Here is a 13,071-nt window from a genome sequence, read left to right as displayed (position 1 = left end):
TTTGCAATGAAGGGGACTTTCATAGCGTCCCTCAAGCGGCTTCGTGCGCCTCTTCGACCGTGCCCGGCAGCGCCGGACCCCGCGGCGGGATCGCGTCGGCCTTGGCCGGGTCCACCTTCCGCACCGAACCGTCGGCCGCGGTCTTCGCGATCGCGAGCATCGACGCCAGCGCGTCCTGGATCTGCGCCTGCTCCCGCTCCGGGATGAGGCTCAGCTCGATCAGCACGCTGCCGTTGCCGAGCAGCCCGTACCCGTTGCGCGCGATGCCCTGGTAGTCACCGCCGGGGTACTGCGACACATAGCCGCCGTTGCCGTCGATCGACCGCTGCACCACGACCGCGATCTGCTTCGCGAAGTCCACATCGGACTGTTTCACGCCCGCGTTCGTCGGCCACAGCGTCGACGCGGTGATCTCCCTACCGTTGGCATCCTTGTACCGGCCCTGCATGTGGTAGTCGACCATGATGTCCGGCTCGAACGACGCGTTCCGCCGCTGGATCAGGCCCGCTTCGGTGGCCGGGTTGTCCTTGGGCGCGACAGCCGGGTCGTGGTACCGGTTGATGTCGTAGCCCTTGCCCTTCTCGCCGTATTCGGGAGTGGCGTCCGGGTCGTAGTTGTAGCGCCAGTCGCGCTCGTTCCCGTCGGGGTTGGCGCGCACGACGATGTCGACGGTCACCTTCGAGAGCAGCTTCTGCGCCCACGGGCTGTGCCCGACGCCGACCTGGCGCAGGAACTCGAGCGCGGCGGGCGTGCCGAGCGGCTCGTCGCCGTGCTGCTGGGTGACGTACTGGATCCGGGTCTTGCCGTGGCCGACCCTGGCCGCCCACACCGGACGGCCCTCGTTGCTGCGGCCGATCTTGTCCACGCGGATCTTCCCGTGGCTGAGCAGGGCGAGTTTGTGCAGCTCGAAGGCGAGCTTGGCGGTGGAGGGACGCGGGTCGACGGTCCGACCGTCCACAGTGGTCCCGGCGGTCTCGGCTGCCTGCGCGGCGGGCGCCACCAGGAGCCCGGCGCTGACAAAAACGGACAACAGGGCGATTCTGGGCTTGAGACTCATGGTCGGTGAGTATCGACGAGCCGCGACCGTCCAACAAGGGCGCGGTTAAACCGGTCGAATTTTGTCGGTAGCAGGTCCTAGGGTGCCAACCGTGGGTGATGCAGAGCACGGACCGGCGATGGTGCAGGCGAAGGCGTTGGTCAAGCGTTTCGGCGACTTCGAGGCCGTACGCGGGATCGACGTCGAGGTCCGCCCGGGGGAGGCGTTCGGCTTCCTCGGGCCCAACGGTGCGGGCAAGTCCTCCACCATGCGGATGATCGCGAGCGTGTCCCCCCGCAGCGACGGCGACCTGCGGGTCCTCGGCATGGATCCGGACGTCGAGGGGCCGAAGATCCGCGCCCGGCTCGGGGTGGTGCCGCAGCAGGACAACCTGGACACCGAGCTCACCGTCCGGCAGAACCTGCAGATCTACGGCCGCTACTTCGGGCTCTCGCGCTCGCACGTGCGGAGCAAGGCCGACGAGCTGATGGAGTTCGCCCAGCTCACCGACCGGGCGGACGCGGAGGTCGATTCGCTCTCCGGTGGGATGAAGCGGCGGCTGACCATCGCGCGCTCCCTGGTCAACGACCCGGAGCTGCTCCTGCTCGACGAGCCGACGACGGGGCTGGATCCGCAGGCCCGCCACCTGTTGTGGGACAGGCTGTTCCGGCTCAAGGCGGGCGGCACCACGCTGATCATCACCACGCACTACATGGACGAGGCCGAGCAGCTCTGCGACAGACTGGTCGTGATGGACAACGGCCGCATCGCCGCCGAAGGCTCGCCCGCCGACCTGATCAGCCGGTACTCCACCCGCGAGGTCGTGGAACTGCGCTTCCCGAACGGCGAGCAGGAGTCGGCCGCGAAGCAGATCGAGGGCCTCGCCGAACGCGTCGAGGTGCTGCCGGACCGTGTCCTGCTCTACACGATGACCGGCGAGGCCACCCTCGAACAGGCGCACGCGCGCGGGCTGCGGCCGCTGTCGAGCCTGGTCCGCCGGAGTTCGCTGGAGGACGTCTTCCTCCGCCTCACCGGCCGGACGCTGGTGGACTGATGACCACAGCGGAGACGAAGGCCTCCACGGGCCGCGTGGTGTCGACCTGGCTCGGCGCCTGGCTGCGGGTCGAGGGGTACTGGATGTGGTACCGCCGGTACTGGCTGTCGACGTTGTACTCGACGGGCCTGCAGCCGGTGCTGTTCCTGGCCGCGATGGGGCTCGGCTTCGGCTCGCAGGTGCAGGCGGGCGCCGCGACGGGCGGGTTCTCGTACCTCGAGTACGTCGCGCCCGCGCTGCTCGTCGCCGGCGGCGCGCAGCTGGCGGTGGGGGAGTCGAGTTACCCGGTGCTGTCCGGGTTCAAATGGCAGCAGAGCTACGTGGCCGTCACCGCGTCCCCGATCACCCCGGGACAGGTGCTCGGCAGCCAGATCATCTGGGTGGGGATCCGGCTCACCCTGGCGGGGTCGATCTACGCCGTGATCGCCGCCCTGTTCGGCTCGTGGACGAGTTTCGGCGTGCTCGCGGTCATCCTGATCGGGACGCTCACCGGCATCGCCTGCGGCACCCCGATGATGGCGCTGGCCGCGACGACGTACGACGAGGGAGCCCGGTTCGGCCTGGTGTTCAGGTTCGTCCTGATCCCGATGACGTTGTTCTCCGGAACGTTCTTCCCGATCGCCGAACTGCCGGTGCCACTGCGGTGGATCGCCTGGATTTCCCCGCTGTGGCACGGAAACGAGGCCGCCAGGGCGGTCAGCCTCGGCACCGTCGGACCGCTCGCCACGCTGGGGCACCTCGCCTTCCTGGTGGTGCTGGCCGGTGCGGGCTGGGCGCTGGCGCACAAGTACTTCTACCGACGGCTGGTGGTCTGAAATGGCTGTGATCACGGGGGATCCGCGGCGCGGGGTGCTGCTGCGCGTCCTGCCGCCGTCGATGTACAGCGGCCGTTCGAAGGCGGTGCTGGAACGCACGTTCCTGACGTACTCGCACGTCTGGATGCTGTTCGTGTCCGGCGCCTTCGAGCCGCTGTTCTACCTGATGGCCTTCCAGCTGGGCTTCGGCAAACTCGTCGGCGAGGTCGTCGGCCCCGGCGGCCAGACGATGACGTACGTCGCCTTCGTCGCGCCCGGTCTGCTCGCGGCGTCGGCGATGAACGGCGCGATCCTGGACTCGACGTACAACCTGTTCTTCAAGCTGAAGTACGCGAAGCTGTACGACGCCATGCTCGCCACCCCGATCGGGCCGCTGGACATCGCGCTCGGCGAGGTCGGCTGGTCGGTGCTGCGCGGCGGGATCTACTCGGTGACCTTCCTCGGCGTGATGACCGCGATGGGGCTGCCCGGGTCCTGGTGGGCCGTGCTGATGATCCCGGCGGCGCTGCTGATCGCGATGGCGTTCTCCGCCGTCGGCATCGTGCTGGTGACCTTCCTGCGGTCGGTGTCCCAGTTCGACTACATCAACCTCGTGCTGATGCCGCTGTTCCTGTTCTCTACGACCTTCTACCCGCTGTCGGTCTACCCCGAGGCGATCCAGTGGATCGTGCGGATCTTCCCGCTGTACCACGGCATCGAGCTGATGCGCGGCCTCTCGGTCGGCGTGCTGTCGTGGAGCATGGTCGGGAACGTGGCGTACCTGCTGGCGCTGGCGGTCATCGGCATCTACGGGGCGTCGCGGCGGTTCGGCAAGCTCCTGCTGCGCTGACCTCGTCCCGCATTCAGAGGACTGAACGCGGGACGCCGAAGCTCACCGGGCCGCGTTCGCGCCCGGCTGCCGGGGCGCCACGGCGGCCAGCGCGTCGACCATGCCGTGTCCGTAGAAGCCGTTGAAGCCCGCGTACCCGGTGCAGTACGCGTCCTGCGAGCCGTCGCCGGTGAGGTCGTAGTCGGCGGGGCACGCGATCGGAGCCGCCTGCGCGTCCAGCGTCCGTTTCAGCTGGCGGGCGCCGTAGCCGGGGTGTTCCGAAGCGAGCAGGGCCGCGACACCGGCGACGTGCGGCGCCGCCATCGACGTCCCGCACAGCGGCGCGTATCCGCCGGGAACGGTCGAGAGCACGCATCGCCCGGCCTCGCCGCCGGGCGCGGTCACGGCGATCACTCCGAGTCCGTACGAGCTGTAGCCGGCCTTGACCCGCTCCGCGCTCACGGACGACACCGCGACGACGTCCCGCAGGCCGGCGGGCAGCGCCTGGCAGCCTTCGGCCTGGGTCCGGGCACCCGAGCGCGCCGACGGCGCGAGCTCGACGGCCTCGTTGGTCGCCGCGGCGACGTTGAGCGTGCCCGCCGAGGTCGCGTACTCGACGGCGCGGGCCATGACCTCGTTCACCACGCCCCGCTTGTCGTCGTGGGCGCACGAGAGCGACCACGGATCGACGAAGTAGCTGCTGTTCGTCACGGCCATGCGCTGTGAAACGGCCCACATCAGTCCGCAGACGGCGGCCTCGGGGTCGGCGTACCCGCGGTCGTCGATCACCTTCACCGAGGCGATCCGCACCCCGGGCGCCACCCCGGTGACGCCCTTGCCGTCGTCGGCCGCGGCGATGATCCCGGCCACGTGGGTGCCGTGCACCGACGTCGTCGCGGTCCAGTTCCGGTCGGGCACGCCGGTCAGGCAGCCCGCCGACTTGCCGGGGTCGAGCGCGGTCGTCAGGTCGGGGTGGGCGGCGTCGACACCGGAGTCGAGGACGCCGACGACGACGTCGCTGCTGCCCCGTTCGATCACCCTGGCCTTGTCGGCCCCGATCTCGCGCATGTCCCACTGCTCGCCGGTGCGGTCGGCCGTGTCCACTTTCGCCGGATCCGTCGGTTCGAGTCCGGCGCGAGCGGGTGCGGCCTTGGCCGACGGGGTGCCGTTGGCCCGCTGCACCGCCAGCCGTTCCGCCTGCGCGCTGAACGCGGCGGCGGGCCGGACCAGTTCGGCGAAGTCCCGGTCGGCCGAGGTCGCGACGGCCACCGCGATCTGCGGGTAGTAGATCGTCGTGCTGCCGCAGCCGTCGGCGATGGCGGTCCTGGCCTCGGCTTCGGTGGTGCCCCTGTCGAAGGCGACGACGTAGCGCAGCGCCCGTCCTTGGGGATGGCACGATGGCTCCGCGTCCGCCGTCGAGACAGCGGCGACCGAGCCGCAGAGCACCACGAAGGCGCACACGGCTGCTCGCAGGGACCGTCCCAGCAGGGACACCGGACCTCCCACCGGAGAACAGGGGGACAACGAGGGCACCGCGGCCTGGGCTGGACTTCGGTACCCCCGAGCGGCACGCTAGCCACCCTCGGCCGGGTCGACAAGCTCTCCCGCGAAGTTCGCTCGGCCGGTGGTCGCGGCGCGCCCGGGAGTCAGGTCTGTGGCACCGAGTACACCGGAGTGGGGCCGGGGTGTGGGATACTCGCGTTGGCCGCTGGCCGACGGGCACACGTGAGAGGTGGTGCTCGCGGTCCCGTGGCCCGGTGGTGTGCTGCACATCCTCCACACGCGTCGCCGCTGCATGCGGCTCGACGACGTGGCGGGCGGCCCGATGTCGCGAACGTGGCCAGCGCTCCGCCGAGCAGACCTTCAGCCGTACGCGGCGCCCGGACAATCCCGGCGCCGTCGCGGTGCCGGGCAAGGATTCCCGCTGCTGGTGACCACCACGGCGGAACGAACAGAAAGGGGCCCCTGCGCGGCCGCGTCGAGCCGGTGTGAGCCAGCCGACGCGCCCGGGGGCGGAGGAGATATATGTCGAACGCGGACACACCCGCCGTCACCGGCGGGAATACCGCCACACCCATCGCAGGCCAGCTGGCCGAACTGCCTCCCCGGATCCGGGTGCACGCCCTGGCGAAGCTCCTGGGATCCAACAGCCGTGAACTGATGGCCAAGCTCGGTGAGCTCGGCGAGACCGTCCGCAGCGCGCAGTCCAGCGTCACCCGCGATGTGGCCATCAAGCTCGCCGAGGCCCTCACCGGCGGAGACGAGCCCGAGACCACCGAAGCGGCCGCGGTCGCCGAGGCTCCTGTCGAGACAGCTCCTGTCAAGACGCCGAAGGCTTCCGAGCCCGAGGTCAAGGCCGAAGCGAAGCCCGAGGTCAAGCCGGAGCCCGTCCCGCAGGAGGAGGCACCTTCGAAGCGTGTCCCGCCCGCGCTGGCCGCCCCGGTGACCCCGGAGCAGCCGCAGCGGTCGACCAGGCCGTCGAAGGCCGCCGTGCACGTTCCGGTGTTCGCGGCGCCGTCGCCGGTGTTCCTGCCGCCGGAGCCGGTCGCGGCGAAGCCCGTCCGCAAGCCGGAACCGGCCTTCACCCCGACCGAAGAGACCGTCGCCGACGAGGACGAGACACCGGCCGAGCAGGCCGATCACCAGGACGGTGACGACGACGGTGACGACGCCAACGGCCGTCGCCGCCGCCGTCGCGGGCGCCGTGGCCGTGGCCGCGGCAAGGGCGGCGACGAGAACTCGGCCGAGTCCGAGAACGAAGACGAGCAGCCCGAGCCTCCTCGCGGCCGTCAGCCGCGGGGGAAGGACCGGAGCGACAAGAACGAGAAGGACGCCGACGAGGCCGAGTCCGAGACCGCCGAAGAGGCGTCGGCCGAGGCTGATTCGGCGGAGTCCGATTCGGACAACGACGCCGATTCCGACAACGGCAGCAAGCGCCGCCGTCGCCGCCGCCGCCGCAAGGGCGGGGACGACGACAACGCCGAGTCCACCAGCGACGACCCGCCCAACACGGTCGTCCACGTGCGCCAGGCCAAGGCCGCCGAGACCGAGCGTCCCGCGCGGGACGAGGTCCGCAGCGTGCGCGGCTCGACCCGGCTCGAGGCCAAGCGCCAGCGCCGCCGGGACGGCCGCGAGGCGGGCCGCCGCCGCGCGCCGATCCTGTCCGAGGCCGAGTTCCTCGCCCGCCGCGAGTCGGTCGAGCGCACCATGGTCGTCGCCGAGAAGGGCGAGTCCACGCAGATCGGCGTGCTCGAGGACGGCGTCCTGTGCGAGCACTTCGTGACGTCGTCGGGCACCGGCTCGATCGTCGGCAACGTCTACCTGGGCCGCGTGCAGAACGTGCTGCCGTCGATGGAGGCCGCCTTCATCGACATCGGCCGCGGCCGCAACGCCGTGCTCTACGCCGGTGAGGTCGACTGGGACGCCGCCGGGCTCGAGGGCAAGGCCCGCAAAATCGAGCAGGCGCTCTCCACCGGTGACTCCGTGCTGGTCCAGGTCACCAAGGACCCGGTCGGGCACAAGGGCGCCCGGCTGACCACGCAGATCTCGCTGCCCGGCCGCTTCCTGGTCTACGTGCCCGCGGGCGGTGCCACCGGCATCTCGCGGAAGCTCCCGGAGAACGAGCGCCGCCGCCTGAAGGACATCCTCAAGCGCATCGTCCCCGAGGACGCCGGTGTGATCATCCGCACCGCGTCCGAGGGCATCGTCGAGGAAGAGCTGGACCGCGACGTCCGCCGCCTCAAGGCGCAGTGGGACGTCATCAAGGAGAAGGCCGAAGCCGGCAACGGCGGCAAGAAGAACAGCGCCCCGGTCATGCTCTACGAAGAGCCGGACCTGCTGGTCAAGGTCGTGCGCGACCTGTTCACCGAGGACTTCGCGAAGCTGGAGATCCAGGGCGACAAGGCCTGGGACACCATCTACGACTACGTGCAGCACGTGGCGCCGGACCTGGCCGACCGGGTCAAGCGGTACACGGGCACCGGTTCGGCCTTCTCCGACCACCGGATCGACGAGCAGATCACCAAGGCGCTGGACCGCAAGGTCTGGCTGCCCTCGGGTGGCTACCTGGTCATCGACCGCACCGAAGCGATGACGGTCATCGACGTCAACACCGGCAAGTTCACCGGATCGGGTGGAAACCTCGAGGAGACGGTGACCAGGAACAACCTGGAGTCGGCGGAGGAGATCGTCCGCCAGCTCCGGCTCCGGGACATCGGCGGCATCATCGTCATCGACTTCATCGACATGGTGCTCGAATCCAACCGTGAGCTGGTGCTGCGCCGCCTGACCGAATGCCTCGGGCGCGACCGCACCCGGCACCAGGTCGCCGAGGTCACCTCCCTCGGCCTGGTGCAGATGACCCGCAAGAAGATCGGCACCGGGCTGCTCGAGGCGTTCTCGACGCCGTGTGAGCACTGCAAGGGCCGCGGCGTGGTCGTCTCGACCGAACCGCAGCGCACCGGTGGCGGTGGCGGTGGCGGTGGCAACGGTCACAGCCACGGTGGCGGCAGTGGCAGTGGTGGCAGTGGTGGGGGCGGCAAGGAGCAGGGCTCCCGCCGGTCTCGCGGCCGGAACAAGGGCGAAGACCAGGGCCAGAACGAGCCCGTGGCGGCCAAGACCGAGGCTCCGCCGGCTTCCGGCCAGCGCGAGTCGGTGGTTTCGGCGGTCCACGCCGTCGCCAACGCCGCCAAAGCCGCCAAGGGCGAGCACCCGCACGAAGTCACCGAGAACGTCGAAGGCGCCGCGCTCAACGGCCACGCCCCGCAGGCTGCTGAGCCGGCGAAGGAAGCTTCGGAGCCCATTACCGAGGCGACCGTCGAGCAGGCGGCCGAGGCGGCCGCTGAGCCGGTTTCCGAGCCGGTGGCCGAGGCGCCCGCGACCGAGCTCGCCGGTGAACCGGTGACGACTCCGGACGACGAGGCTCCGGCCGCGCGCGAAGAAGAGGTCGCTGCAGTCCGGGAATCGAGCCCGGAGCCCGAAGCCTCCGAGGTTCCGGTGACTCCTGAGACCGTTGTGACGGAAGAGGTTTCCGAGCCCGAGGTTCCGGCGGCTCAGGAGGAGACCGAACCCGAGGTGGACGTCCCGGCCCCGGCCGGTCGCTCCACCACCCGCCGTCGTCCGCGACGGACGGCCTCACGGCCGGCCGGTCCCCCGGTCAAGGCGTCGGAAAAGAGCTAGTGAACACCGAGGGGCACCCCGGTGTGATCGCACCGGGGAGCCCCCCGTAACCTGTAGAACGGCCCGCCACTTAGCGGCGGGCACCTTGCGCGGAACATGGACCACCGAGAGAGATCCGGTGGGCCGGTCACGCAAGCCCCCACCCGTTGTCGAGTAAGCAGGAGACTTCCGTGTCGGCGTACGCGATCGTCAAGACTGGCGGCAAGCAGTACAAGGTGGCCGTCGGCGACGTCGTCGAGGTCGAGAAGCTCGAAGGCGAGCCGGGTACCGAGCACACCTTCCCCGCAGTCCTTTTTGTGGACGGTGGCGACGTCACCACGGACGCCGACGCTCTGGCGAAGGTCTCGGTCACCGGCAAGGTCGTCGAGCAGACCAAGGGTCCGAAGATCCGGATCCACAAGTTCAAGAACAAGACCGGCTACCACAAGCGCCAGGGTCACCGGCAGAAGCTGACCCGCGTCGAGGTCACCGGCATCTCCAAGTAGAACTTTCTCCGGATCTTCGTCAGAAAGAGGATTGAGCCATGGCTCACAAGAAGGGTGCGTCCAGCTCCCGCAACGGTCGCGATTCGAACGCGCAGCGACTGGGCGTCAAGCGCTACGGCGGCCAGGAAGTCAACGCGGGCGAGATCTTGATCCGCCAGCGCGGCACCAAGTTCCACCCCGGCGTGAACGTCGGCCGCGGCGGCGACGACACGCTGTTCGCGCTGGCCGCCGGTGCGGTCCAGTTCGGCGAGAAGCGTGGCCGCAAGACGGTCAACATCGTGCCGTCCGAAGCCTGAACTTCGGCTTCTAGTTAGACCTCTGACGAGGGGTGGGCCGGAATATCCGGGCCCACCCCTCGTTTGTTTTATGTATCCCTTTTCGCGAGTGAATAGAGGCAAGTCATGGCGTCCCGTTTCGTGGACCGTGCGGTGATCCACCTGACCGCCGGTGACGGTGGGAACGGCTGCGCCTCGGTGCACCGCGAGAAGTTCAAGCCCCTCGGCGGCCCGGACGGCGGCAACGGCGGCAACGGCGGCGACGTGCTGCTGATCGTCGATCCGAACGTGCACACGCTGCTCGACTTCCACTTCCGCCCGCACGCCCGCGCCGGCAACGGCAAGATGGGCCAGGGCGGCAACCGCTCCGGAGCGGCGGGCGACACGCTGGAGATGCGCGTCCCGTCGGGCACCGTCGTGATGACCGAGGGCGGCGAGATCCTGGCCGACCTGGTCGGCTCCGGAGCCACCTTCATCGCCGCCCAGGGCGGCCGTGGCGGCCTCGGCAACGCGTCGCTGGCCTCCAGCACGCGCAAGGCGCCCGGATTCGCGCTGCTGGGCGAGCCGGGGGAGAGCCGGAACCTCGTCCTGGAACTGCGTTCGGTCGCCGACGTCGGCCTGCTCGGCTTCCCGTCCGCGGGCAAGTCTTCGCTGATCTCGGTGCTGTCCGCGGCCAAGCCGAAGATCGCCGACTACCCGTTCACCACCCTGGTGCCGAACCTGGGCGTGATCACCGCCGGATCGACCGTGTTCACGATGGCCGACGTGCCGGGCCTGATCCCCGGCGCGAGCGAGGGCAAGGGCCTCGGTCTGGACTTCCTGCGCCACATCGAGCGGTGCGCGGTGCTGGTGCACGTCATCGACTGCGCCACCTTCGAGCCCGGGCGCGACCCACTGTCCGATATGGACGCCCTCGAAGAGGAACTGGCCCGCTACACCCCGAGTCTCGGCGGCGACCTCGCCGACCGGCCGCGGGTGGTGGTGCTCAACAAGATCGACGTCCCGGACGCCGCCGAACTCGCCGAGTTCGTCCGCCCGGAGCTGGAAGCCCGCGGGCTCAGTGTGTTCGAGATCTCCACGGCGTCCCGCCAGGGGCTGAAGGAACTGACCTACGCGCTCGCCGCCGTGGTCGAGAAGTACCGCGCCGACCAGCCGGAACCCGAGCCGGAGAAGGTCGTGCTGCGGCCGATGGCCGTCAACGACGCGGGCTTCACCGTCGAGCTCGACCCGGAGGAGGAAGGCGCCTTCATCGTGCGCGGCGTCCGTCCGGAGCGGTGGATCCGCCAGACGACCTTCGCCAACGACGAGGCCGTCGGCTACCTCGCGGACCGGTTGCAGCGCCTCGGTGTCGAGGAAGCGCTGGCCCGCAAGGGAGCCGTGCCGGGCAGCCCGGTCACCATCGGCGACGTCCAGTTCGAATGGGAGCCGTCGACCCCGGCCGGGGTCGCGGTGCACATGTCGGGCCGTGGCACGGATGTGCGGCTGGAGAACAACAGCCGGATCGGTGCCTCCGATCGCAAGGAAGCCCGCCGGATCCGTCGTGACGGCCCGGACGGTGTCGAAGACGAGGCGGACGACGAGTGAGCTCTGCCCGTGATGCGATCGCCGGCGCGAAGCGGGTGGTCGTCAAGGTCGGTTCCTCCGCGCTGACCACCGCCGGCGACGGTCTCGACGTGGCCAGGCTGGACGCGCTGGTGGACGCGATCGCCGAGAGGGTCTCTCGCGGCACGCAGATCGTTTTGGTGTCCTCGGGGGCGATCGGCGCGGGACTCGCGCCGCTCGCGCTCGGCAAGCGACCGCGTGACCTGGCCACCCAGCAGGCCGCGGCCAGTGTCGGCCAGCTCGCGCTGGCCCACGCCTACGCCGAGTCGTTCGGCCGGTTTTCCCTGACGGTGGGCCAGGTTCTGCTGACGTCGGACGACGTCGTGCGCCGGGCCCACTATCGCAACGCGCAGAACACGTTCACCCGCTTGCTGGCCCTCGGCGCGGTTCCGGTGGTCAACGAGAACGACACCGTGGCCACCGAAGAGATCCGCTTCGGCGACAACGACCGGCTGGCCGCCTTGGTGGCCCACCTGATCGGCGCCGACGCGCTCGTCCTGCTGTCCGATGTGGACGGTCTGTACGACGGAGACCCCCGTGACGGCGCGACCCGCAAGATCGCCGAGGTCGCCGGAGAGTCCGATGTGGACGGAATCACCGTCGGCATGTCGAGCTCCGGGCTCGGCACCGGCGGCATGGTCTCGAAGCTCGCCGCGGCCCGCACCGCCGCCGGCGCCGGGATCCCGGTCCTGCTCGCCGCCGCTTCCGAAGCCGCACGCGCCCTCACCACCGCCGAGGTCGGCACGGCGTTCGCCGCCGCGGACTCCCGGCTGTCGGCCCGCCGGTTCTGGCTGGGCTACGCCGCGGGCGCGTCCGGGAAACTGCACCTCGACGACGGCGCGGTCTCGGCCGTCGTCCGTCGCCGCCGTTCCCTGCTCGCCGCCGGGATCACCGGTGTCGAAGGGGACTTCCAGGCGGGCGACGTCGTCGACCTGGTCGACCTCCGGCAGCGGACCGTGGCGAGAGGGGTCGTGGCCTTCGACGCGGGCGAACTGCCCGATCTCATCGGCCGCTCCAGCCACGACCTCCCCGCCGAGCAGCGGCGAGAGGTCGTCCACGCGGACGACCTCGTCCCCTTGCGTCGTTAGGGCACCAGGCCCGGGGTCAGGGCGATCTCGCGGAGCTGAGCTTGGGTCAGGGGAGGCAGTTCGCGCTGCCCCGGCGGATACGGCTGTGCGTCCGTTCCCGCTTCGGTGGAGTTGCTGGAACTGACGACGACGAGTGCCTGCGCGGTGCGATAGGCGGCCTGGTAGATGACGAAGTCAGGGTTGCGGGGCTTCCTGATCGTCGTCTCCACGAGGGTTCCGCCGCGGATCAGGCTCGCCGAGCACGTGGTCGGAGTCGGCTCCTGGACCTCGCAAGCGGTTCCCGCCGAAAGCAGTGTGCCGTCGTTGGTCGCCAGGTCCACGTAGAGCGAACCCGTCCGGTCGCTCACCTCGGCCGACATGACGTAGAGCGTCTTGTCCGTCGCCGGATAGGCTTCCAGCTTGAGCGGGTCCGCCGGGGTGACATACGTGCGGATCGCCTGGTCGAGCAGGCACTCCAAGCGAGCGGTCACCGCCTTCGGGGTCTCCTCGGGTGACTTTTCACCACAGGGTGAGATCGAGGCCGGTTCGGCCCGGTCCGGAAGTGCGATGAGCGCGGTGCCCACCGGGAATCCCGCCACGGCCAGCGCGACCACCGCGACGATGGTCGTCAGACGGCGTCGCCGGGACCGCCTGCCCGCGGTGAGCACACCGTCGCCGGTGAGCCCGATCGGCGGCTCCGCTCCGGTCACGTACTCCTTCAGCGCGGAGCGGACATCGTGGTCTTCCATGA

The 13,071-nt window shown here is 70.1% G+C and carries 11 protein-coding genes; 8 read left to right on the top strand and 3 right to left on the bottom strand.

Annotated features, from left to right (window positions below; all coding sequences use genetic code 11):
* Positions 1 to 31 precede the first annotated feature (31 nt).
* Positions 32 to 1,057: a M14 family zinc carboxypeptidase gene (locus ACLJRM_RS40785; RefSeq protein WP_410666099.1), complete on the bottom strand. Its 1,026-nt coding sequence runs from the start codon at positions 1,055 to 1,057 to the stop codon at positions 32 to 34.
* 118 nt (positions 1,058 to 1,175) lie between these two features.
* On the opposite strand from ACLJRM_RS40785, the gene ACLJRM_RS40780 reads away from it, so the two are divergent.
* The 3 genes from ACLJRM_RS40780 to ACLJRM_RS40770 are packed head-to-tail and all read left to right on the top strand — an operon-like array spanning position 1,176 to position 3,734.
* Positions 1,176 to 2,090: an ABC transporter ATP-binding protein gene (locus ACLJRM_RS40780; RefSeq protein WP_101606001.1), complete on the top strand. Its 915-nt coding sequence runs from the start codon at positions 1,176 to 1,178 to the stop codon at positions 2,088 to 2,090.
* Positions 2,090 to 2,905, top strand: a complete 816-nt coding sequence (locus ACLJRM_RS40775) for an ABC transporter permease (RefSeq protein WP_101606002.1) — start codon at positions 2,090 to 2,092, stop codon at positions 2,903 to 2,905. The genes ACLJRM_RS40780 and ACLJRM_RS40775 overlap by 1 nt, the downstream gene beginning before the upstream one ends.
* A 1-nt stretch (position 2,906) precedes the next feature.
* The gene (locus ACLJRM_RS40770; RefSeq protein WP_410666098.1) at positions 2,907 to 3,734 is read left to right on the top strand and encodes an ABC transporter permease; all 828 of its coding nucleotides are present in this window, start codon (positions 2,907 to 2,909) and stop codon (positions 3,732 to 3,734) included.
* Positions 3,735 to 3,776: 42 nt separating this feature from the next.
* Here ACLJRM_RS40770 and ACLJRM_RS40765 read toward each other — a convergent pair whose 3' ends face one another.
* Positions 3,777 to 5,207: a S8 family peptidase gene (locus tag ACLJRM_RS40765; RefSeq protein ID WP_410666097.1), complete on the bottom strand. Its 1,431-nt coding sequence runs from the start codon at positions 5,205 to 5,207 to the stop codon at positions 3,777 to 3,779.
* A gap of 531 nt (positions 5,208 to 5,738) precedes the next feature.
* On the opposite strand from ACLJRM_RS40765, the gene ACLJRM_RS40760 reads away from it, so the two are divergent.
* The 5 genes from ACLJRM_RS40760 to proB all read left to right on the top strand — a co-directional run bounded on the left by ACLJRM_RS40760 (position 5,739) and on the right by proB (position 12,341).
* The gene (locus ACLJRM_RS40760; protein WP_410666096.1) at positions 5,739 to 8,891 is read left to right on the top strand and encodes a translation initiation factor IF-2 N-terminal domain-containing protein; all 3,153 of its coding nucleotides are present in this window, start codon (positions 5,739 to 5,741) and stop codon (positions 8,889 to 8,891) included.
* Between the two features lie 170 nt (positions 8,892 to 9,061).
* Positions 9,062 to 9,376, top strand: a complete 315-nt coding sequence (rplU, locus tag ACLJRM_RS40755; protein WP_005158538.1) for a 50S ribosomal protein L21 — start codon at positions 9,062 to 9,064, stop codon at positions 9,374 to 9,376.
* A gap of 38 nt (positions 9,377 to 9,414) precedes the next feature.
* On the top strand, positions 9,415 to 9,672 hold the full coding sequence (gene rpmA, locus ACLJRM_RS40750) for a 50S ribosomal protein L27 (protein ID WP_003067129.1): 258 nt from the start codon (positions 9,415 to 9,417) through the stop codon (positions 9,670 to 9,672).
* A 105-nt stretch (positions 9,673 to 9,777) separates the two neighbouring features.
* On the top strand, positions 9,778 to 11,235 hold the full coding sequence (obgE, locus tag ACLJRM_RS40745) for a GTPase ObgE (RefSeq protein WP_410666095.1): 1,458 nt from the start codon (positions 9,778 to 9,780) through the stop codon (positions 11,233 to 11,235).
* Positions 11,232 to 12,341: a glutamate 5-kinase gene (proB, locus tag ACLJRM_RS40740; RefSeq protein WP_101606007.1), complete on the top strand. Its 1,110-nt coding sequence runs from the start codon at positions 11,232 to 11,234 to the stop codon at positions 12,339 to 12,341. The genes obgE and proB overlap by 4 nt, the downstream gene beginning before the upstream one ends.
* Here the strand turns inward: proB and ACLJRM_RS40735 are convergent.
* Positions 12,338 to 13,069, bottom strand: a complete 732-nt coding sequence (locus ACLJRM_RS40735; protein ID WP_410666094.1) for a hypothetical protein — start codon at positions 13,067 to 13,069, stop codon at positions 12,338 to 12,340. The genes proB and ACLJRM_RS40735 overlap by 4 nt on opposite strands.
* Positions 13,070 to 13,071: the final 2 nt, after the last annotated feature.

The sequence above is a fragment of the Amycolatopsis sp. lyj-84 genome, from assembly GCF_046549075.1.
Classification (GTDB): domain Bacteria; phylum Actinomycetota; class Actinomycetes; order Mycobacteriales; family Pseudonocardiaceae; genus Amycolatopsis.
Note: the sequence above shows the minus strand (reverse complement) of the source record. Positions and strands in the feature narration are given on the sequence as shown.